Below are 22,730 nucleotides of genomic sequence, written 5' to 3'. Positions count from 1 at the left end.
AGCGTGACCAACATTCCCGAGACCGGGCGGACGCCCCGGGTGCAGATCCGCCTGATCGTCATCCAGGTCCTCGTCTTCTCACTCTTCGCCACCCTGGGCGGGCGGCTCTGGTACATCCAGATCCGCAACGGCGACGAGTACGCCAGGGAGGCGTCCGGCAACGGCGTCCAGCAGGTCGTCCAGCCCGCCGTCCGCGGCTCGATCCTCGACGCCCGCGGTGTGCCGCTGGCCGACAACGAGACCCGGCTCGTGGTCTCCGCTTCGCGCACCGAACTGCTGAAGATGAAGGACGACGGCAAGGACGTGCTCGCCCGGCTCGCCGGGGTCCTCGGCATGAAGCCGAAGGACGTCATGGACAAGGTGCGGCTCTGCGACTCAGAGACGCCGCAGCCCTGCTGGAACGGTTCCCCGTACCAGCCCATCCCGGTCACCGACGAGGCCACCACCCAGCAGGCCCTCCAGATCCGCGAACGCGCCGAGGACTTCCCCGGCATCACCGCCGAGCCCACCGCCGTACGCCGCTACCCGGCCCCCGGCAAGTCGAATACCGCCCAGGTGCTGGGCTATCTCTCACCCGTCACCGACGAGGAGCTGGAGAAGGCGAAGGACACCGACTCGCCCTACCTCCGCTCCGACCAGGTCGGCCGCTCGGGCCTTGAGCGCACCTACGACAAGGAGCTGCGCGGAAAGGCCGGTGTCACCCGCTACGAGGTCGACAACCTCGGCCGCGTCATGGGCGAGGCCAAGGCGGACAAGGCCGAGCCCGGTGCCAACGTCGTCACCTCCCTCGACGCACGCGTCCAGGCGGTCGCCGAATGGGAACTGGACAACGCGATGAAGGAAGCGCGCAAGGTCTTCGACGACAACACCGGGGAGAACTACAAGGCCGACTCCGGCGCCGTCGTCGTCATGGAGTCCAAGACCGGCCGGATCGTGGCGATGGCCTCGCTGCCCACCTACGACCCCAACGCCTGGGTCGGCGGGATCTCCGCCAAGGACTACGCCCGGCTCACCGGGAAGAAGTCCAACTTCCCGCTGCTCAACCGGGCCATCCAGGGCCAGGCCGCGCCGGGCTCGATCTTCAAGGTCATCCCCACCGCCGCCGCGGTCAATGCCGGCTACGACTTCAACGGCCGCTACCCCTGCCCCAGCTCGTACTCCGTCGGCAACCAGGTCTTCACCAACTTCGAGTCCCAGGGCCACGGCAGCATCACCCTCGGCCAGGCCCTGGAGGTCTCCTGCGACACCGTCTACTACGCACTCGCCCACCAGCAGTGGAAGAAGGACGGCGGCATCAAGCCGAAGAAGAACCCCGCCGACTGGTTCTACAAGACCGCCCACCAGTTCGGCCTCGGCGCCGAGACAGGGATCGACCTGCCCAACGAGGTCACCGGGCGCGTACCGGACCGCGGCTGGAAGCAGCGGTTCTGGGAGGCCAACAAGGACTACTGGTGCAAGATCGGCAAGAAGGGCGGCACGTACATCCAGCAGCTGTCCTACGAGAACTGCCTCGAAGGCAATCTCATGCGCGCCGGTGACTCCGTCAACTACTCCATCGGGCAGGGCGATACCCTCGTCACCCCCATCCAGATGGCCACCATCTACGCGGCCATCTCCAACGGCGGCACGCTCTACAACCCGACCGTCGGCAAGGCGGTCGTCAGCGCGGACGGCAAGCAGGTCCGGGAGATCAAGCCGGCCTCCCACGGCAAGCTGCCGATGAACGCCAAGACCCGCGACTTGATAGAGGAAGCCCTCGCGGGAGTCGCCACCCGCGGTACTGCCGCCTGGCGATTCGGCGGCTGGCCCCAGGACAAGATCCCGATGCACGCCAAGACCGGTACGGCCGAGGTCCACGGCAAACAGACGACCTCGTGGTTCGCCACGTACACCAAGGAGTACTCGATCGTCATGACGATCGCCCAGGGTGGTACGGGTTCCGGGGCCTCAGGGCCCGCCGTGCGCAACATCTACAACGCCCTCTACGGACTCGACATGGAAGGCAACCAGGACCTGAAGAAGGCCCTGCTGCCCCAGCCGCAGAAGGCGCTGCCCGAGATCCAGCCCGACGGTTCCATCGACGCGCCCACCATCAAGCCCTACGCCCCGCAGGCGCCGAAGCCGGACGACCCGGTGCTCGCGGGCCCGCCGGCCACGGGGCGGAGGGACTGACATGTCCGGAACGAACGGCTTCTCGGTCGCCCGCTATTCTCCCGACCGCGGCTCCTGGGCCAGACTCACCGCCCGCGACTCGATACTGCGCCGGCTCGACTGGCCGATGCTGCTGTCCGCCATCGCGCTGTCCGTCATCGGCGCGCTGCTGGTCTGGTCGGCCACCCGTAACCGCACCGAGCTCAACCAGGGCGACCCCTACTACTTCCTGTTCCGCCACGCCCTGAACACCGGAATCGGCCTGGCGCTGATGGCGGGGACCGTGTGGCTCGGCCACCGCACCCTGCGCGGAGCCGTGCCGGTGCTGTACGGGATCTCGGTGCTGCTGGTCCTGCTGGTGCTCACCCCGCTCGGCGCCACCATCAACGGCGCTCATGCCTGGATCGTGATCGGCGGCGGATTCTCCCTCCAGCCCTCGGAATTCGTGAAGATCACGATCATCCTGGGCATGGCGATGATGCTCGCGGCACAGGTCGACGCGGGCGATCAGGAGATCCCCGACCATCGCATCGTCGCCAAGTCGCTCGTCCTCGCGGCCGTGCCGATGGGCATCGTCATGCTGATGCCGGACCTCGGCTCGGTCATGGTGATGGTGGTGATCGTGCTCGGGGTGCTGCTCGCCTCCGGGGCGTCCAACCGATGGGTGCTCGGATTGATCGGCGCCGGAGTCGCGGGCGCGGTACTCGTCACCATGCTCGGACTCCTCGACGAGTACCAGATCAACCGTTTCGCGGCCTTCGCCAACCCCGAACTCGACCCGGCAGGCGTCGGCTACAACACCAACCAGGCGCGTATCGCGATCGGCTCCGGCGGGCACCTCGGCACCGGCCTTTTCAAGGGTTCCCAAACGACCGGCCAGTTCGTCCCCGAACAGCAGACCGACTTCGTCTTCACGGTCGCGGGGGAGGAGCTCGGCTTCCTCGGCGCCGGCTTCATCCTCTTCCTGCTCGGTGTGGTCCTGTGGCGCGCTTGCCGGATCGCCCGCGAGACCACCGAGCTCTACGGCACCATCGTCGCGGCCGGGATCATCGCCTGGTTCGCCTTCCAGTCCTTCGAGAACGTCGGTATGACCCTCGGCATCATGCCGGTTGCCGGACTCCCGCTGCCTTTCGTCTCCTATGGCGGCTCGTCCATGTTCGCGGTCTGGGTGGCGGTCGGACTGCTCCAGTCGATCAAGGTGCAGCGACCCATGTCCGCGTGACCAGTCGTGCCGGACCGGCCGAGTGCGTACTGACGTACGGCCTCCGAGCGGACTAGATTTTATCCATGGCGGACACGAAGCGCGAGATCGAGCGGAAGTACGAAGCCACCGGAGACACCCGAGTCCCCGACCTGAGCGGACACGCCGGGGTCGCCGACGTCGTCGACAGGGGCGTCGCCGAACTGGACGCCGTCTACTACGACACCGCCGGGCTACGGCTCGCCGCCGACGGGATCACGCTGCGGCGCCGCACCGGAGGCGGTGACGAGGGCTGGCATCTCAAGTTCCCCGTCGCCACCGGCATCCGTGACGAGATCCGGGCCCCGCTCGCCGACGCCCTGCCGCGCACCCTCCACGCACTGCTCCGGTCCCGGGTCCGCGACGAAGCCCTGCTCCCCGTCGTCCGGCTACTCTCCTCCCGGAAGGTCAGCCATCTCGCCGACGCCGATGGCGAGCTGCTCGCCGAGCTCAGCGTCGACTCCGTACGAGCCGAGCGCCTCGGTGGCGAAGGCGGCACAGCCTCCTGGACGGAGATCGAGGTCGAGCTCGCCGACGACGCCGACCCGTCGGTGCTCGACGCCATCGGTGAGCGCCTGCGCAAGGCGGGCATCCGCCCGTCGTCGTCGGCGTCCAAGCTGGCCCGCGCCCTCGCGGAGACGGGTCCGGCGCGGTCCTCCGCGACACAGCCCGTGCCCGTCGCCGACACCTCCGCCCCCCTGCGGTCCACCCGCGAGGCGGACACGGCGCCCGGCCGCCGGGACAAGGGCCGCACCGCTCCCAAGGCTCCCAAGGCCGCGGAAACCGTACGGGACCGAGGGGCCCGATCGAAGCGGAAGCACGCCGGCGAGTTCGTGCTCGCCTATCTGCGGGAGCAGCGGGACGCCCTCGTCGCGCTGGACCCCGCCGTACGTCGTGACCTGCCCGACGCGGTCCACCAGATGCGCGTCGCCACCCGCCGTATGCGCAGCGGCTTCAAGACCTACCGCAAGATCATCGACCGCGCCGTCACCGACCCGATCGGCGACGAGCTCAAATGGCTCGCCGGTGAGCTCGGTGTCGCCCGGGACCAGGAAGTACTGGCCGATCGGCTCCTCAGCCGGATCGAGGCGCTCCCCAGGCCCCTGCTCCTCGGCCCCGTGCGAGGACGTCTGCGGACCTGGGGTACCGCGCACCGCGCCGGCGCCCGCCGCCGTTCCGTGGCGGTGCTCGACAGCAAGCGATACCTCGCACTGCTCTACGCACTCGACGCCCTGCTTGACGAACCACCGCTGCTCAAGGCCGCCGTCGCCGACCCGTCCACCGCTCTGCCCAAGGCGGTGATCAAGGACTACGAGCGACTGGCGCACCGGGTCGAGCACGCACTGGCACTCCCCGCCGGCCACGACCGCGATCTGGCCCTGCACGAAGCCCGCAAGGCTGCGAAGCGCGCCCGCTACGCCGCGGAAGCCGCCACCCCCGCCCTCGGCAAACCCGCCCGGAGGCTCGCCCGCAGGATGAAGGCCGTCCAGACCGTGCTCGGTGACCACCAGGACAGCGTGGTCGCCCGCAGCACCCTGCGCGACCTCGCCATCCAGGCCCATGCGGCAGGCGAACCCTCCTTCACCTGGGGACTTCTCCACGGTCAGGAGGAGGCCCTGGCGGCACGTCGGGAACGCGAGTTGCCCGGGGTGTGGGCGAAGGCGTCAAGCCCGGGACCGCAGGCCTCACTCTCCGAGTGAGAGCCGCACCGGGAGCATCCGGTGATGGCTTACGCTTGAGAGTCGCCCCCTGCCAGCCCACGAAGGTTCCAGATGTCTGCCGAGTCGGTCTTCCCACAGCTCGAAGCTCTGCTCCCGCACGTGCAGAAGCCCATCCAGTACGTCGGCGGTGAGCTCAACTCCACCGTCAAGCCGTGGGACGAGTGCGACGTCCGCTGGGCGCTGATGTACCCCGATGCCTACGAGGTCGGCCTGCCCAACCAGGGCGTCATGATCCTCTACGAGGTACTGAACGAGCGCGAGGGCGTGCTCGCCGAGCGCACCTACAGCGTCTGGCCGGACCTCGAAGAGTTGATGCGCGAGCACAGCATCCCGCAGTTCACCGTGGACACCCACCGCCCGGTGAAGGCGTTCGACGTGTTCGGCCTCAGCTTCTCCACCGAACTCGGCTACACCAACATGCTGACGGCCCTCGACCTCGCGGGCATCCCGCTGGAGGCCAAGGACCGCACGATGGACGACCCGATCGTGCTCGCGGGCGGCCATGCCGCGTTCAACCCCGAGCCCATCGCCGACTTCATCGACGCGGCCGTGATCGGCGACGGCGAGCAGGCCGTCCTGGAGATCACCGACATCATCCGCGCCTGGAAGGCCGAGGGCCGTCCCGGAGGCCGCGAGGAACTGCTCTTCCGGCTCGCGAGGACCGGCACGGTCTACATCCCCGGCTTCTACGACGTGGAGTACCTGCCGGATGGCCGCATCGGCCGGGTCGTCCCCAACAAGTCCGGTGTGCCGTGGCGCGTCTCCAAGCACACCGTGATGGACCTGGACGAGTGGCCCTACCCCAAGCAGCCCCTGGTCCCACTGGCCGAGACCGTCCACGAGCGGATGTCCGTGGAGATCTTCCGCGGCTGCACCCGCGGCTGCCGCTTCTGCCAGGCCGGAATGATCACCCGCCCGGTGCGCGAGCGCAGCATCACCGGTATCGGTGAGATGGTCGAGAAGGGTCTCAAGGCCACCGGCTTCGAAGAGGTCGGTCTGCTGTCCCTCTCCTCCGCCGACCACACCGAGATCGGTGACATCGCCAAGGGCCTCGCCGACCGGTACGAAGAGGACAAGATCGGCCTCTCCCTGCCGTCCACCCGCGTGGACGCCTTCAACGTCGACCTCGCCAACGAGCTCACCCGCAACGGCCGCCGCTCCGGTCTCACCTTCGCCCCCGAGGGCGGTTCCGAGCGGATGCGCAAGGTCATCAACAAGATGGTCTCGGAAGAGGACCTGATCCGCACCGTCGCCACCGCGTACGGCAACGGCTGGCGCCAGGTGAAGCTGTACTTCATGTGCGGTCTGCCCACCGAGACCGACGAGGACGTGCTCCAGATCGGCGACATGGCGGTCAACGTCATCGCCAAGGGCCGCGAGGTCTCCCGCTCGAACGACATCCGCTGCACGGTGTCCATCGGGGGTTTCGTCCCCAAGCCGCACACCCCCTTCCAGTGGGCCCCGCAGCTCTCCGCCGAGGAGACCGACGCCCGCCTGGAGAAGCTGCGGGACAAGATCCGCGGCGACAAGAAGTACGGCCGCTCGATCGGCTTCCGCTACCACGACGGCAAGCCGGGCATCGTCGAGGGCCTGCTCTCCCGGGGCGACCGCCGCGTCGGCGCCGTCATCCGCGCCGTCTACGAGGACGGCGGCCGCTTCGACGGCTGGCGCGAGCACTTCTCGTACGACCGCTGGATGCAGTGCGCCGAGAAGACACTGCCGGAGCTCGGCGTCGACGTCGACTGGTACACCACGCGCGAGCGCACCTACGAGGAGGTCCTGCCCTGGGATCACCTGGACTCAGGTCTCGACAAGGACTGGCTCTGGGAGGACTGGCAGGACGCGCTGGACGAGACCGAGGTCGAGGACTGCCGCTGGACGCCGTGCTTCGACTGCGGCGTCTGTCCTCAGATGCAGACCTCGATCCAGATCGGCCCCACCGGCAAGAAGCTGCTGCCGCTGACCGTGAAGCAGCCGGCCGCGGCGGCCACCGGCGGTCACACGCACTGAGGTGAGGCACGGCCAAGCGCACTGAGGTGAGGCACGAGCACCGGCGCGTTCTCACGCGCCGTGTGCGCGTACCAGGGCGACGTGCCACCGTGAACAGGTGATCCTCGTCCCGGGCTGGATGTGGCAGCGGGGACCGGCGGCCCGGGCTGTGGGCGTCGGTCTCGGTGTCGGGGTGTTCTTCGCGGCGTTCGTGTTCATCGAGTCGCAGTCGTGGCCGGGCGCCGCGGTGGTCTTCGTGGTGCTCAGTCTGTTCTACGGGCGCCGGGTGGCCCGCCGGATGGACCGGCTCTGGCCGGAGGCCAAGGGCATGGAACCCGCGGACCGCGCGGCGGTGGTCCGATCCACCCGGCAGGGTGAGGCCGTCGGCGACCCCCGGCTGGCGCCGGCGGTCGGCGGATACGCCGCCGCCCTCCACCGGGCCGCCGACGAGGACCGGCTGCGCCGCTGGGTCGTCGTGCTGGTGACCGTGTGCGCGGTCGCTCTCGCCGGGTACGACACAGTGAAGGGCACCACCGGGGAGATGATCGCCTCCTGGCTCCTGGTCGTGCTCCTTGTGGCCGACCTCGTGTGGTGGCCCGGTAGACGGGACCGCCTGCTCGCGCGGGCCGACGAGGCGGTGTCAGCGGCACGAGGGGGGCTCTGAGAACAGGGCACCCCTGGGAACCCCCGTGCCGGTTGTCGCGTCCATGCACATCGTGGAGCTGGAGAAACACCGACAGCCGGCCGAGGCCGGAGGCTGTCTCACGGTCGCCGTCAGGATCCCGGTGCGGATCGTGGTGCTGCTGGTCGTCGTGCCCGTACGCATGGTCTGGGACCTGCTCGTCGTCTGTGCCAGGACGCTGCACCGCGTGCTGATGCGGCCGCTTGGCCGGGTGCTGGCGTATGTGTACGAAACCGTGCTGGCCCCCGTCGGGCGAGCCGTCGGCCGCGCCGTCACATTCCTCGCCAAGGCCCTCTTCCACTGGCCGTGGATCGCCCTGTGGCGGTATGTGCTCGTGCCCGCCGCCGCATGGCTCCACCGGTGGGTGCTGACTCCGCTGGGGCTCGGGCTGGTGTGGGTGTATGGGGCGTTGCTCGCCCCGTTGGGTCGGGGTGCGGGGTGGTTGCTGTGGGCGGTGTTCGTGTGGCCGTGGACGGCGTTGTACCGGTGGGTGCTCACCCCGCTCGGACAGGGGCTGGCCTGGCTGTGGGCGCGGGCCGTCGTCCCCGCGGCGGCGGCCGGATGGACCGCCCTGGCCTGGCTGCTGAGGGTGCTGATCGTCGTCCCGGTCGTCTGCTTCCACCGCTGGATCGTCGTGCCCGTCGGGGGCTTCCTCGCGGTGCTGGGGCGCGAGACCCTGGACGCGCTGAAGGCCGCCTGGCGGATCGCGGGGCATGTCTCGCGCGCTGCCGGGCGGGCACTGAAGTGGCTCGGCTGGAATCTGCTCGGCCGTCCGCTGGTCTGGTGCTACCGCGAGGTGTGCTCCCCGGTCGGTCACTTCGTACGCGACCAGGTGTGGCGCCCCGCCAAGCGTGTCGCAGTCACGGCCGGTCAGGCCGTACGCGGGGCGCTCGCGTCGGCCCGGGACACCGTGCGGGAGGCGCGGCGGGCCGCACGGCGCGCGCTGGTCGGTGGGCCCACCGACGTACGGGGCGGGCGACCGGTGCCGGTCCCGGCGCGTAACCTGGGAGGTACATCGACCACTGTCTCCGACGTGGCGCCCGGGCCCGGGGTCTCCCTCCACAAGCGGGGATGAGCCGGGGGAGAGCGCCCGCCGGGAAGCAGAACGCAGGCCAGAGGGCGGCGCCCACCGCGACCGCCCCGCACCGAGGAGAAGAACCACTGGGCAAGCGACAGCCCGAAGGCCCGCCGCCCGCACCCGCGGTGCAGCGCATCCGACTGTGCTACACCAAGCGTGGCCGCCTCCGGTTCACCAGTCATCGCGACTTCCAGCGTGCGTTCGAGCGTGCGCTCCGCCGTGCCGAGGTGCCGATGGCGTACTCGGCGGGCTTCACCCCGCATCCCAAGGTTTCGTACGCGAATGCCGCACCCACCGGTACGGGCTCCGAGGCCGAGTATCTGGAGATCGCACTCACCGAGGCCCGGGACCCCGAGAGGCTCCGTGCATTGCTGGACGAGTCGCTGCCGGACGGGCTCGACATCACGGACGCCGTGGAGGCACGGACCTCGGGGCTCGCGGACCGGCTCACGGCGTCGGTCTGGGAACTCCGGCTCGACGGGGTCGTCCCGGACGACGCGGATCGTGCCGTGCGGGCGTTCCTGGCCGCCGAGACCGTGCAGGTCGAGCGGAAGACCAAGAACGGCATGCGCAGCTTCGACGCCAGGGGCGCCGTGGCAGCGCTGGAGACGGCGTATCCACAGCCTGATAGGCCTGGAGAGCGGCCCTGTGCGATACTGCGGCTGGTTGTTCGGCACGTGACACCTGCCGTACGACCCGACGACGTCCTGTCCGGTCTCCGAGCTGTGGCCGACCTGGCGCCGCCGGTCCCCGCTGCGGTGACCAGGCTGGCGCAGGGGCTCTTCGACGAGGAGTCCGGCACGGTGACCGACCCGCTCGCGCCCGACCGCGAGGCAGTCACGGCCGTCCCAGCCGATCGCTGAGGGGCCGCCTGACCTGACCCGCCGCGTCGGAATCCCCCGGTGACTGCCGGGGGAGCCGGAGGGTGCCGGTCCCGCGTAGGGATCGCCGTCGAAGCGCCGCCCTTGTACTCGGGAGCCACCAGGGTCGGGCAGCGCTCGGACCAGGAGACTTTCGCCAGGCCGTGCGTACATCGCGTACGGAACCGGCGAGCCGAACATACAGCTCCCGTGCGGCGCCCGCGCCCCGGACGGCGGTCGTCGCGTCCCCTCGCGGACGGGCCACCGGACCGGACCACGACGCGGCGCCCGGGAGCGTGACGGGAGAACCGCCCGCATGCTCGAGACGAACAACCCCGGTACGGCCGGGGACAACACCGAGAACAACGGAAGTACCACGCCCAGCGACACGCTTCCGCCGCGTCGCCGCCGTGCTGCTTCGCGCCCCGCGGGTTCGCCCGTGGGTGCCGCGTCCGTGGAGACCGTCACCGATGTGACGGCATCCGTCGCCGCTGCCGTACCGGCTTCGGCATCCGAGGGCACCTCCGCCGCCGAGGCTCCGGCGCCGCGTACCCGTCGCCGTGCCACGCGCAAGGCGACGGCTCCGGCCGGTGCGCCTGCCGCGGCCGAGGTCGCGGTCGAGCCCGCCGCCGAGGCGTCTGCCGCCCCTGCGGTCGAGCCCGAGGCTGCCGCCGAGGCTCCGGCGCCGCGTACCCGTCGCCGTGCCACGCGCAAGGCGACGGCTCCGGCCGGTGCGCCTGCCGCGGCCGAGGTCGCGGTCGAGCCCGCCGCCGAGGCGTCTGCCGCCCCTGCGGTCGAGCCCGAGGCTGCCGCCGAGGCTCCGGCGCCGCGTACCCGTCGCCGTGCCACGCGCAAGGCGACGGCTCCGGCCGGTGCGCCTGCCGCGGCCGAGGTCGCGGTCGAGCCCGCCGCCGAGGCGCCTGCCGCCCCTGCGGTCGAGCCCGAGGCTGCCGAGGCACCCGCGCCTCGCAGGCGCCGTCGGGCCACCGCTCCCGCCGGGGCACCGGAGGCTCCGGTGGAGACCGTGCCGGTCGCCGCCCATGAGCAGGCCGACGAGCCGGCAGAGGAGACGGCCCCGCGCGGCCGTACTCGTCGCCGTGCCACCCGCAAGCCGTCCGCGCCCGAGGCTGCCGTGGAGACCCCTGAGCCCACCGAGGCCGCTGCGGCCGTGCCCGTCGCGGTAGAGGCACCGGCGGAGGCCGATGCACCGGCGGAGGCCGAGCAGGCTCCGGCCGGGCGTACTCGTCGCCGTGCCACCCGCAAGCCGTCCGCGCCCGAGGCCGCTGTGGAGACCCCTGAGCCCGCCGAGGCCGCGGCTCCCGCCGAGGCTGCGGCACCTGCCCGCACCCGGCGCCGGGCCACCGCGCCGCAGTTCACCGCGGACTCGGAGCGCCCGGAGCGCGCCGAGCGCCCGGAGCGCGCCCGCCGGGCCGCGCGGCCGGCGGTCGCGGTGTTCCAGGCCCCGGTGTTCACCGAGCCGATGTTCCAGACCCCGGAGACGGCGGCTGCCGCTGCTGCCGCCGAGGCGGCCGAGCTCGCCGAGGCAGAAGAGGAGGCGGAGGAGGAGCAGCCCGCCCCGGTCGCCGAGACGGGCGCGCGTCGCCGTCGCCGTCGCCGCGCTGAGGCCGCCGAGCCCCCCCAGGCCGCTGGCACCCCCGAGCCCGAGAGTGCCGAGAAGTCCGGCGATGAGCCTGAGGCCGCAGCCGAGGCCGAGGAGTCCGAGGAGTCCGACGAGTACGACGACCGACCCACCCGCCGCCGTCGCCGTGGCGGGCGCCGCCGTCGCCGTGGCGATGCCGCGGAGGCTTCCGACGGTCAGGACGAGGCCGCCGATGAGGCGGAGCGCGCCGAGTCCGAGCGCGCCGAGTCCGAGGACGCCGAGGACACCGACGAGGAGGACGCCGAGGACGAGGGCGCCGAGGCCGGTACGCCGTCCGCCGCCGGTACCAGCAGTAGCCGTCGTCGCCGTCGCCGTCGTCGTCGCAGCGGCGAGTCCGCTGATGGCGAGACCGGTGCCGCCGACGACCCGGACCGCACGGTCGTCAAGATCCGTGAGCCGCGCCCCAAGGCCGAGCCGTCGGACGAGGTGCAGTCGATCAAGGGCTCGACCCGCCTGGAGGCGAAGAAGCAGCGCCGCCGTGAAGGCCGCGAGCAGGGCCGCCGTCGGGTGCCGATCATCACAGAGGCCGAGTTCCTCGCGCGCCGTGAGGCGGTCGAGCGGGTGATGGTGGTCCGGCAGAACGGGGACCGCACCCAGATCGGTGTCCTCGAGGACAACGTGCTCGTGGAGCACTACGTCAACAAGGAGCAGTCGACCTCGTACGTCGGCAATGTGTACCTGGGCAAGGTGCAGAACGTCCTGCCGTCGATGGAAGCCGCCTTCGTGGACATCGGCAAGGGCCGCAACGCCGTCCTGTACGCCGGTGAGGTCAACTTCGAGGCGCTTGGCATGGGCAACGGCCCGCGCCGGATCGAGTCCGCGCTGAAGTCCGGTCAGTCGGTCCTGGTCCAGGTGACGAAGGACCCGATCGGCCACAAGGGCGCCCGGCTGACCAGCCAGGTCTCACTGCCCGGCCGCTACCTGGTGTATGTGCCCGAGGGCTCGATGACCGGCATCAGCCGCAAGCTGCCCGACACCGAGCGGGCGCGGCTGAAGACCATCCTCAAGAAGATCGTCCCCGAGGACGCGGGCGTCATCGTGCGCACGGCCGCCGAGGGCGCCAGCGAGGACGAGCTGCGCCGTGACGTGGAGCGGCTCCAGGCGCAGTGGGAGGAGATCCAGAAGAAGGCGAAGAGCGGCAACGCTCCGACCCTTCTCTATGGCGAGCCGGACATGACCGTCCGGGTCGTGCGCGACATCTTCAACGAGGACTTCTCGAAGGTCATCGTCAGCGGTGACGACGCCTGGGAGACCATCCACGGCTATGTCTCGCACGTCGCGCCCGATCTTGCGGAGCGGCTGAACCGCTGGACCTCCGAGGTGGACGTCTTCGCGACCTACCGGATCGACGAGCAGCTGATGAAGGCGCTGGACCGCAAGGTCTGGCTGCCCTCGGGCGGCTCGCTGGTGATCGACAAGACCGAGGCCATGATCGTGGTCGACGTCAACACCGGTAAGTTCACCGGCCAGGGCGGCAACCTCGAGGAGACCGTCACCAGGAACAACCTGGAGGCGGCCGAGGAGATCGTGCGCCAGCTGCGGCTGCGCGACCTGGGCGGCATCGTCGTCATCGACTTCATCGACATGGTCCTGGAGTCCAACCGGGACCTGGTGCTGCGGCGGTTGCTGGAGTGCCTGGGCCGGGACCGTACGAAGCACCAGGTCGCCGAGGTGACCTCGCTTGGTCTCGTCCAGATGACCCGCAAGAGGGTCGGCCAGGGACTTCTGGAGTCGTTCTCCGAGACCTGCGTCCACTGCAACGGCCGCGGTGTGGTCGTGCACATGGAGCAGCCGGCCACCTCGGGTGGCGGCGGCAAGCGCGGTAAGAAGCGCGGTCGCGGTGGCGCCGAGCACGAGCACGTGCAGGAGGCTCGGGTGGAGTCGCCCGCCGAGGAGACCGAGGCCGAGGTCGCGGCGGAGGCCGCCGCGCCGACCGCGCTGCCCGAGCCCGCGTTCGAGCCGGACGAGGAGCTGTACTCGAGCGTCGCCGAGGCTGAGGCGGCCGCCAAGCGGGGCCGTGGCCGTCGTCGTGCGACCCGGAAGGTGTCCGCTCCGGCGGGTTCGCCGCAGCAGTCCGAGCCCGTTGTGGCGGTGGAGGTCGAGCAGTCGGTGGCCGGTGTCGCCGACGAGGCTCCGGCCGTGGTGGAGCAGGAGTCGGTGCGGGAGCCCGCGGGGCAGGAGGCTCCGGCTGCCCGTGGCCGTCGTCGTGCGACCCGGAAGGTGTCCGCTCCGGCGGGTTCCCCGAAGGCCGTGGATGAGGCTCAGGCCGAGATCGTGGCGCCCGCCGCCACGGTTTCCGTGCCCGCCGAACCGGCGGCCGAAGCCCCCGAACCGGCGGCCGCCGCCGACACGGCCGGCACCGAGTCCGAGGCTCCGGTCGCGGCCCCGCCGCGGGCCCGTCGCCGGGTGACGCGCAAGGTCACCGCACCCGCCGGTTCGCCGTCGGGCACGGACGACGCCGCCGTCGTCGTGGTGGCGACCGCGCAGGCCGACGGTGCGGAGGAAGTCGCCTCGGCCGAGGCCCCGACCGAGGACACCGCGGACGGCGCCCCGGCCAAGAAGGCAGCCGTCCGGAAGACCGCGAAGAAGGCCACGGCCAAGAAGGCGGTCACCAAGAAGGCGGTCACCAAGAAGGCGGTCACCAAGAAGACAGCAGCGGCCAAGAAGACCGCGGCGAAGAAGACGACCGCCAAGAAGGCCACCAAGGCGACCGCGAAGAAGACCGCAGCCGCGGAGCAGTCGTCGCCGTCGGTGACGGTCTCGGCGCCGGACGCGGCCGAAAGCTGAACGGCCGGTGACGGCAGGCTGAATGTTCCCGTCCCGTCCCCCGCGATGCGGGGGACGGGACGGGATAGTCGTAGCGCAATCGATGCCTGGGGCCGTTAACTGCCCCGAAATCGACGGGCTAATCCCTGATAATGTGACGCCGGTTGCTGCCGTGTCGGGGGCCCAGCCCACAAAATCCCGAAGGATTACGGTCGGTGACCAGCCCGGTTGTACGGACTGACCGGTTCCAAACAATCCTCGGCAGGGCGTCGGCACCATCGTGCCGAGGGGTTCGCGTGGCCCACAGATCGCCCCGCAGGCCCCGAGTCTCTGCCATATAGAGCTCTCGCGGTGTTCAAGGAGGACGACCCAATGCCGAGCAGCAACGAGCAGCCCATCCCCGCTGCCCGCCCGGTCATCGGTGAAGAGGAGATCGAGGCCGCCGTGCGCGTGCTGCGCAGCGGCATGGTCGTACAGGGACCTGAGGTCGCCGCGTTCGAGGAGGGCTTCTCGGAGCTTGTGCAGGGGCGCCACTGTGTGGCCGTCAACTCCGGCACGTCCGCACTGCACCTCCTTCTGATGGCCCTGGACATCGGCCCGGGTGACGAGGTGATCGTCCCCTCGTTCTCGTTCGCCGCCTCGGCCAACGCCGTCCGCCTGGTCGGCGCCGAGGCCGTGTTCGCGGACATCGACCCGGACACGTACTGCGTCGACCCGGCCGCCGTCGAGGCCGCCATCACCCCCCGCACCGCCGCGATCATGCCGGTGCACCTCTACGGCCACCCGTCGGCGATGGACCGGATCATGGCCATCGCCGACAAGCACAAGCTCGCCGTGGTCGAGGACGCCTGCCAGGCGCACGCCGCCGCCCTGCACGGCACCCCGGTCGGTGCCTTCGGTGCAGGCGGCACCTTCAGCTTCTACCCGACCAAGAACATGCACAGCCTTGAGGGCGGCATGATCTCCACGGCCGACGCCGAGACCGCCCGCACCCTGCGGCTGCTGCGCAACCAGGGCATGGAGCAGCGCTACGCCAACGAGATCGTCGGCACCAACACACGCATGACCGACGTCAACGCCGCCATCGGCCGGGTGCAGTTGGCCAAGCTGCCGGGCTGGACCGAGCAGCGCATCGCGAACGCCGCGTACCTCTCCGAGCACATCAGCGCGCCGAACGTGGCCACCCCGGTCGTCGCCGAGGGCGCGCGCCACATCTACCACCAGTACACGATCCGGGTCCGCGGGGACCGCGCCGCCGCCATGGCGAAGCTCACCGAGGCCGGGATCGGCAACGCGGTGTACTACCCGACGCCCATCCACCGCCTGAAGCCGTTCTGGGAGCACGACCAGAAGGCCGGCCGTACCTGGGACCTGCCGGAGACCGAGCGCGCGGCGGCCGAGGTCGTCTCGCTGCCCGTGCACCCCTCGCTGACCGCGAACGACCTTGAGCGCATCGTCACCGCCGTGAACGCGCTGGGAGAAAACCTGTGACTGCTGCTGGACTGCGGGCCGGGCTGATCGGCCTCGGCTCCATGGGGCGCCACCACGCCCGCGTACTCGCCGGTCTCGACGGCGTCGAGCTGGTCGCCGTGGTGGACCCGATGGGGGACAAGAACGGCTGGGCGCAGGGTGCTCCCGTGCTGTCCACCGTCGAGGAGCTGATCGCGCTCGGCATCGACTACGCCGTGGTCGCCTGCCCGACCGCGCTGCACGAGGAAGTCGGCCTGAAGCTGGCGGAGGCCGGAATCGGCGCGCTGGTCGAGAAGCCGGTCGCGGACACCGTCGCGGGTGCCCGCCGCTTGGTCGAGGCCTTCGAGTCGCGCGGCCTGGTGGCCGGAGTCGGCCACATCGAGCGCTGCAACCCGGCGCTGCGTTCACTGCGCGCCCGGCTGGAGTCCGGTGAGCTCGGCGATGTCTTCCAGGTCGTCACCCGCCGCCAGGGCCCGTTCCCGCACCGGATCGCCGATGTCGGCGTGGTCAAGGACCTCGCCACCCACGACATCGACCTGACGGCCTGGGTCACCGGTCAGCAGTACACCTCGATCGCCGCGCACACGGTCTCCAAGTCCGGTCGGCCCCACGAGGACATGGTCTCCGCCGTCGGCAAGCTCTCCGACGGCACGATGGTCAGCCACCTCGTCAACTGGCTGAGCCCGCTCAAGGAGCGCTTCACCTCGGTCACCGGAGAGCGCGGCTGCTTCATCGCCGACACCCTCACCGCCGACCTGACGTTCTACTCGAACGCGGCCGTGACCACCGAGTGGGAGGCCCTCCAGGCGTTCCGCGGTGTCTCGGAGGGCGACATGATCCGGTACGCCATCCCGAAGCGCGAGCCGCTGCTGGTGGAGCACGAGCTGTTCCGGGACACCATGCTGGGCAAGTCCGATGACATTTGCACCCTGCGCCAGGGTCTGCGGACCGTCGAGGTCGCCGCCGCGGTCATCGACTCCGCCAACACCGGCACCACGGTGAAGCTGAGCCCGGAGGACGTGGCCAGTTGACCACCCCCGACGTCACCGTCGTCGTCGCCGTCTACAACACGATGCCGTACCTCACCGAGTGCCTGAACTCGCTGGTGGGACAGAGCATCGGGGTCGACCGGCTCGAGGTCGTGGCCGTGGACGACGGCTCGACCGACGACAGCGGCCGGGAGCTCGACCGTTTCGCCGAGCGCTACCCCGGCACCGTGAAGGTGATCCACCAGGCCAACTCCGGTGGCCCCGCCGCGCCCAGCAACCGGGCGCTTGAGGTGGCCACCGGCCGTTACGTGTACTTCATCGGCTCCGACGACTACCTCGGCAAAGAGGCGCTGGAGCGGATGGTGGCCTGCGCCGACGAGCACGGCTCCGATGTCGTCGTCGGCAAGATGGTCGGCACCAACGGCCGCTACGTCCACCAGGCGCTCTACAAGAAGAGCGACCCGGACATCAGCCTCTACGACTCGGCGCTGTCGTTCACGCTGGCCAACACCAAGCTGTTCCGGCGCGAGCTGGTCGAGAAGTACGAACTGCGCTTCCCCGAGGACGTGCCGGTCGGCAGCGACCAGCCGTTCACCATCGAGGCGTGCGTGCGGGCGAGGAAGATCTCGGTACTCGCCGACTACACGTACTACTACGCGGTGAAGCGCGGTGACGCGAGCAACATCACCTACCGTGCCGACCATCTGGCCAGGCTGCGCTGCACCGCCGAGATCATGAAGTTCACGGCCGGTCTGATCGAGGCGGGTCCCCAGCGTGACGCGGTGTTCAAGCGCCACTTCACCTGGGAGCTGGCCAAGTTGGTCCAGGACGACTTCCCGGCCCTGGACCGTGCACTCCAGGTGCAGGTCTGCGCCGGGGTGGGCGCACTCGCTGACGAGTACTTCACCGAGCCGCTGCGCGACTCGATGGACGTCAAGCGGCGGGTGCGGATCGCGCTGGCCCAGCGCGGCGCGGTCAGCGAACTGGTCCGCGCCATCACCGATGAGGCCGAGGCAGGCGCTCCGCCGATGCTGCTGGAGCACGGGCGGGCCTATCTGCGCTACCCCGGCTTCCGCGATCCGGCACTCGGCCTGCCCGACCGGCTCTTCGAGGTCATCGGCGAGTCCGTACCCAAGCAACTCGCCGACGGCACCGGACTGGTCTCCGCGGTGTGGGAGCAGCAGGGCCAGGAACTGGCACTCGCTCTCTCGGTCCGTGTCCCGGTCGCGGGCGAGACCGACCACGCCGTGATCCGCCTCGCCAACAAGGCCATGCCCAAGAGTGCCGACAAGCCCGGCGCCCGCAGGCTGCCCGTCGGCACCGAACTCCCAGCCCCGGCGGGCGAGCTGAGCCGCGCTGCGACGGAGGACGGCACGGGCACGGTGCTCACCGCCCGGATCCCGGTCCCGCCCGTCAAGGCCAAGCTGGGCGTGCGCGCCTATCTGGACGTGGCAGGCTCGACGTACGAGGTCCCGGTGAGGACCCTGGGCCGACCGCTGCCCCTGGCCCGCCGCTGGCGGGAGAAGGTCCCGTACCGCATCGCGGCAAACGCGAACGACAAGGGCCGGCTGGTGATCACCACGGCTCCGCTCTGGGAGTCCCTCGCGCCTCGTGAGGGCAGCCGGCTGCGCCACTTGATGTCCCGTGTGAAGAGGAAACTGACCCGATGAATATCTGTGTAGTCGCGCTCGGCAAGATCGGGCTTCCGCTCGCCGTGCAGTTCGCCGCCAAGGGCCACAAGGTCATCGGTGCCGACGTCAACGAGAAGGTCGTGGAGCTGGTCAACGCCGGCACCGAGCCCTTCCCCGGCGAGCACGACCTGGACGTCAAGCTGAAGCAGGTCACCGATGCCGGGCTGCTGTCCGCCACCACGGACACCGCCGCCGCCGTCGCGCAGTCCGATGCCGTCGTGGTCGTCGTCCCGTTGTTCGTGGACGCCGATGGCACTCCGGACTTCGGCTGGATGGACTCCGCCACGCAGGCCATCGCCAAGGGCCTCAAGCCCGGCACCCTCGTCTCGTACGAGACCACGCTGCCGGTCGGCACCACCCGCACCCGCTGGGCCCCGATGCTGGAGCAGGGCTCGGGCCTGACCGCGGGGGAGGACTTCCACCTGGTGTTCTCGCCGGAGCGGGTCCTCACCGGCCGAGTCTTCGCCGACCTGCGCCGCTACCCGAAGCTGGTCGGCGGCATCGACGAGGCCTCCGCCAAGCACGGCGTGGAGTTCTACGAGCAGGTGCTCGACTTCGACGAGCGCACCGACCTGCCGCAGCCGAACGGCGTCTGGGACCTGGGCACCGCCGAGGCATCGGAGCTGGCGAAGCTCGCCGAGACCACGTACCGCGATGTCAACATCGGCCTGGCCAACCAGTTCGCCCGGTTCGCCGACAAGAACGACATCGACGTCAAGAAGGTCATCGAGGCCTGCAACTCGCAGCCCTACAGCCATATCCACCAGCCCGGCATCGCCGTCGGCGGCCACTGCATCCCGATCTACCCGCGGATGTACCTGTGGAACGACCCCGAGGCGACCGTGGTGCGCGCCGCCCGCGAGGCCAACGCGGCGATGCCCGAGTACGCCGTCGACCTGCTGGCCGCCGCCTACGGCGACCTGAAGGACGTCAACGTACTGGTGCTGGGCGCCGCCTACCGGGGCGGCGTCAAGGAGACCGCCTTCTCCGGTGTCTTCGGGACCGTCGAGGCCCTGAAGGCGCGCGGCGCGGTGCCTTTCGTCTCCGACCCGATGTACACCGCCGACGAGCTGACCGCGCACGGCCTCACCCCGCACCAGGGCGAGCAGGTCACGGCCGCGATCCTCCAGGCCGACCACGCCGAGTACCGCGAGCTGGCCGCCTCCGACCTGCCGGACGTCACCGTCCTGGTGGACGGCCGCCGCACCACGGACCCGGCCCGCTGGGAGGGCGTCCGCCGCGTCGTCATCGGCGGCTGAGACCGCCGGGGCTTCCACCGCGCACAGGACCGGGGCCCGGTCCCGCCTCCGATGAGGCGGGACCGGGCCCCGTTTCGCCCGTGCGGGAAGCCGTCAGCGCTTGTGCTGCTCCAGGAACCGCACCACACGCTCGGCCGCCCGGCCGTCGCCGTAGGGGAGTCCGCGGTCGGTGCCCGGGGCCGGCCGGGTCGCGATGGCGGCCCACTCACCCGCGCCGAGCTCGTGCGGGTTCGGCACCAGACGGTTCCAGTCGCCTTCCAGCGTCTCCACCCACTCCGTCTCGGGGCGGATCGTCGTGCAGACGCGGTCGAGCAGGAAGGCCTCCTTCTGCAGCCCGCCCGAGTCGGTGACCACACCGGCCGAGCCGATCACGGCGGAGACCAGGCCCGCGTACGGCAGCGGACGCCCGGAGTGCAGCGAACCGCGGTTCAGCTTGATCCCGTGCTGCTCGGCGCGAGCCACCAGACGCGGGTGGGCCAGCAGCGCGACGGGCACCGGGAGGTCGGCCAGGGCATCGAGGATCGCCGCGAGCCGCTCTGGGCCGTCGGTGTTGTCGGGGCGGTGCAGGGTGGCCAGCAGATACGGCGCCTCGGGGTCGATGCCCTCGGGAAGCACCGGCTTCGGATGCTCGCCGGCCAGCACGGCGTCGCGGATGCGCAGGCACACGTCCACCATCACGTCGCCGGCCAGCACGGAGCGCTCGCTCAGGCCCTCGTTCGCCAGGTGGCGCATGGCCTCCTCGGTCGGTGCGAGCAGCAGGTCGGCGGCATGGTCGGTGAGGATGCGGTTGTGCTCCTCGGGCATACGCCGGTTGAAGGAGCGCAGCCCCGCCTCCAGGTGTGCCACCGGCAGGTGCATCTTCACGGCGGATAGCGCACCGGCCAGGGTGGAGTTGGTGTCGCCGTACACGAGCACCCAGTCGGGCTGCTCCGCGTCCAGGACCGGGTCCATGGCCGTGAGCACACCGCCCGTCTGCACACCGTGGCTGCCGGAGCCGATACCCAGGTGGACGTCCGGGTCGGGGATGCCCAGGCCGGTGAAGAAGACGTCGGAGAGATCTGCATCGTAGTGCTGTCCTGTGTGGACAATCACATGCTGGTGGTCGGTTCCGGCGAACGCCGCGGCAATCGGTGCGAGCTTGACCAATTGGGGGCGCGCCCCGACCACGCTGAGGACCTTCACGGTGTGCTGCTCCTTGAGACCTGGGAGAACGGGCGCTTGACGCGGTCCGGAACCGCAGCCCGTGAGGTGACCGTACCGTCTGGGCGGAGCATCGCTGAACGCCGGTCGAATTGGGCCCGATGATAATGTGGGCTTCGGCCGTGCGCATTCGGGAGGAAGTCGTCAATGGAAGAGGCAGCATCCCGGGATGCGGCTGTGGTCACGCCGTGGTATCCCACTCGTGAGCTGCCCTTCCGGGGATCATTCGTCCAGGCAATGGTGGGCGCGACAGCGCCGGGATGCGACAGTTTCGTCGTTTATCACTGCGACCCCTGGGTCTCCCCGATGGACGAGCCGACCACCGAAGCGGTGGAGGCGGCCAACGCCGAGCTGTTCGCCAGCGCACTGCACCGTGTCCCCACGGTCGGTGGCGCTGAGCTCGTGCACTTCCCCGTGAGCACCCCCCGGGGCCAGGACTACGGTGCGCAGTCCCGCAACCACGAGCGGCAGCTGCGCAACGCTCTGGGCGGAAAGCCCATCGACGCCCCGGTCGTGCACGCGCATGTGGGCCTTCCGAGCGGCTGGGCCGCCCTGCAGAACGCCCGACCTGACGCGCGGGTGTTCGTCACCGAGCACGCCTCGTTCCTCGAGCGGGTCTTCCAGGACCCCGAGGCGCGCGAGCTCTACGACGAGCTGCTGTACCGAGTCACGGGATTCCTTGCTGTGGGGGACAAGGTCACCGAGGTGCTGAGCAGGGAATTCCCGCATCATGCGGAAAGAATCATGCGCATCCCGAATCCGATCTCCTTCGATGAGCCCCGGCCGTCGCCGGTCAAGGATCTGCGCAGATGGCTCTACCTCGGTTCCATGGTGGAACTGAAAGGCGTCCGCTGGCTGGTCGAGGCATTCGCCCAGTGCCACGCCGAAGACCCTTCCCTCACGCTCACCCTCGTCGGTGAGGGGCCGCTGCGTAAGCCGCTCACCGAGCGCGTCGCCGAGCTGGGCCTGGACGATGCGGTCCGGCTGCCCGGCTCCATTCCGCACGAGCAGGCGCTTGACCTGATGCGGGAGCACGACCTCCTGGTGCATCCCAGCCGCTACGAGACCTTCGGCATGACCATCGTCGAGGGCATAGCCGCGGGGATGCCGGTTCTGGTGACCCGCTGCGGAGGCCCTGAGAAGACCCTGGCCGGCATCGAGGACGCGGCGGGCGAGCTCCTCGACGTCGAGGAGGACGCCGAGCACATCAGCGACGGCTTCCGCCGCCTGCGTGCCAGGTTCGACGCCGGTTCGCTGGACCTGGCGCGGGCGCAGGAGGCGCTGGCCGCCCGGTACGGCTACGAAGCTGTCGCCGAGACCCACTACCGCCTCTGGTTCCCGGATTCCCCCTCGGCCGATGAGCGGGACGCGGACCGGGCCGGCGCCCTCGATTGATGGAGTGACATGCAGGTCCTGTTCCTGGCCCTCGGCGCCTCGCGCAAACGGGCTGTGGCCGAAGAGACCGCTGCGGTCGTCGGTGCCGGCGGCCGGGCGGTGGTTCTGGTCGCCCGGAAGAAGTCCTGGGAGGGGCAGTCCTTCGCCCCGGGCGTGCAGCTGGTGACGTCCGAGGAACTCGTCGCGCGCCATCTCCCGAGGCGTCTGGAGCGCCTGGTGCTGTACCGGGTGCCGCGCGCGGTTGTCCGCGTCGTCGGCCGTGGACCACTCGGCAGCGGGGCGCGGCGCGCTCTGAAGGCGTACGAACGCCGAGTGGCGGGCCGTATCCACCGTAGGCTCTTCGTGCCGCTGCACCGCAGATTGTGGCCTCGGATAGGTGACCGGATGGTGCGGAGCCACTTCCCGGACGGCCGCGGTCCCGAGATGCTGGTGGTGGCCGATGCGCTGTCCGTTCAGCGGGCTCTCGGGCTGATCCGTTCCTGGGAGGCCTCGGGTCTTGCAACCCCGCGGGTCTCCTACAGCGTCGACACACTTGTACCCCCGCAGTCCTCAGCCGCTCGCTGATCCCCACCCGAGGAA

Annotated in this window: 15 protein-coding genes; 14 read left to right on the top strand and 1 reads right to left on the bottom strand. The window is 70.5% G+C overall.

Annotated features, from left to right (window positions below; translation table 11 throughout):
• The first annotated feature begins 3 nt into the window (after positions 1–3).
• From mrdA to V1460_RS29565, 12 genes are all read left to right on the top strand, one after another.
• On the top strand, positions 4–2,172 hold the full coding sequence (gene mrdA, locus V1460_RS29620; RefSeq protein WP_338676663.1) for a penicillin-binding protein 2: 2,169 nt from the start codon (positions 4–6) through the stop codon (positions 2,170–2,172).
• 1 nt (position 2,173) lies between these two features.
• Complete coding sequence (rodA, locus tag V1460_RS29615; RefSeq protein WP_338676662.1) at positions 2,174–3,373, top strand: rod shape-determining protein RodA; 1,200 nt, start codon at positions 2,174–2,176, stop codon at positions 3,371–3,373.
• A 65-nt stretch (positions 3,374–3,438) separates the two neighbouring features.
• Entirely contained in the window at positions 3,439–5,091 is a 1,653-nt protein-coding gene (locus V1460_RS29610) for a CHAD domain-containing protein (RefSeq protein ID WP_338676661.1), read from the top strand.
• Between the two features lie 72 nt (positions 5,092–5,163).
• A complete protein-coding gene (locus V1460_RS29605) occupies positions 5,164–7,122 on the top strand; it encodes a TIGR03960 family B12-binding radical SAM protein (protein ID WP_338676660.1) in 1,959 nt (652 codons plus the stop codon).
• Between the two features lie 97 nt (positions 7,123–7,219).
• Positions 7,220–7,765 carry a hypothetical protein gene (locus V1460_RS29600; RefSeq protein WP_338676659.1) on the top strand — a complete coding sequence of 182 codons (546 nt, stop codon included), beginning with the start codon at positions 7,220–7,222 and terminating at the stop codon, positions 7,763–7,765.
• A gap of 25 nt (positions 7,766–7,790) precedes the next feature.
• Positions 7,791–8,858 carry a hypothetical protein gene (locus V1460_RS29595; protein ID WP_338676658.1) on the top strand — a complete coding sequence of 356 codons (1,068 nt, stop codon included), beginning with the start codon at positions 7,791–7,793 and terminating at the stop codon, positions 8,856–8,858.
• Positions 8,859–8,986: 128 nt separating this feature from the next.
• Complete coding sequence (locus tag V1460_RS29590; protein WP_338678260.1) at positions 8,987–9,724, top strand: TIGR03936 family radical SAM-associated protein; 738 nt, start codon at positions 8,987–8,989, stop codon at positions 9,722–9,724.
• A gap of 313 nt (positions 9,725–10,037) precedes the next feature.
• Positions 10,038–14,168 carry an Rne/Rng family ribonuclease gene (locus V1460_RS29585; RefSeq protein WP_338676657.1) on the top strand — a complete coding sequence of 1,377 codons (4,131 nt, stop codon included), beginning with the start codon at positions 10,038–10,040 and terminating at the stop codon, positions 14,166–14,168.
• A 351-nt stretch (positions 14,169–14,519) separates the two neighbouring features.
• Positions 14,520–15,638: a DegT/DnrJ/EryC1/StrS family aminotransferase gene (locus tag V1460_RS29580; RefSeq protein ID WP_338676656.1), complete on the top strand. Its 1,119-nt coding sequence runs from the start codon at positions 14,520–14,522 to the stop codon at positions 15,636–15,638.
• Positions 15,635–16,648, top strand: coding sequence for a Gfo/Idh/MocA family oxidoreductase (locus V1460_RS29575; RefSeq protein ID WP_338676655.1), 1,014 nt, complete (start codon positions 15,635–15,637; stop codon positions 16,646–16,648). The genes V1460_RS29580 and V1460_RS29575 overlap by 4 nt, the downstream gene beginning before the upstream one ends.
• Positions 16,645–18,276: a glycosyltransferase gene (locus tag V1460_RS29570; protein ID WP_338676654.1), complete on the top strand. Its 1,632-nt coding sequence runs from the start codon at positions 16,645–16,647 to the stop codon at positions 18,274–18,276. The genes V1460_RS29575 and V1460_RS29570 overlap by 4 nt, the downstream gene beginning before the upstream one ends.
• Positions 18,273–19,556, top strand: a complete 1,284-nt coding sequence (locus V1460_RS29565; RefSeq protein WP_338676653.1) for a nucleotide sugar dehydrogenase — start codon at positions 18,273–18,275, stop codon at positions 19,554–19,556. The genes V1460_RS29570 and V1460_RS29565 overlap by 4 nt, the downstream gene beginning before the upstream one ends.
• A gap of 93 nt (positions 19,557–19,649) precedes the next feature.
• Here V1460_RS29565 and wecB read toward each other — a convergent pair whose 3' ends face one another.
• Positions 19,650–20,738, bottom strand: coding sequence for a non-hydrolyzing UDP-N-acetylglucosamine 2-epimerase (wecB, locus tag V1460_RS29560; RefSeq protein WP_338676652.1), 1,089 nt, complete (start codon positions 20,736–20,738; stop codon positions 19,650–19,652).
• A gap of 324 nt (positions 20,739–21,062) precedes the next feature.
• Between wecB and V1460_RS29555 the strand changes: the two genes are divergently transcribed.
• Together V1460_RS29555 and V1460_RS29550 are read left to right on the top strand one after the other, a co-directional pair.
• The gene (locus tag V1460_RS29555; RefSeq protein WP_338676651.1) at positions 21,063–22,151 is read left to right on the top strand and encodes a glycosyltransferase; all 1,089 of its coding nucleotides are present in this window, start codon (positions 21,063–21,065) and stop codon (positions 22,149–22,151) included.
• Positions 22,152–22,160: 9 nt separating this feature from the next.
• Positions 22,161–22,715, top strand: coding sequence for a hypothetical protein (locus V1460_RS29550; protein ID WP_338676650.1), 555 nt, complete (start codon positions 22,161–22,163; stop codon positions 22,713–22,715).
• Positions 22,716–22,730: the final 15 nt, after the last annotated feature.

Source organism: Streptomyces sp. SCSIO 30461, from assembly GCF_037023745.1.
Classification (GTDB): Bacteria; Actinomycetota; Actinomycetes; order Streptomycetales; family Streptomycetaceae; genus Streptomyces.
Note: the sequence above shows the minus strand (reverse complement) of the source record. Positions and strands in the feature narration are given on the sequence as shown.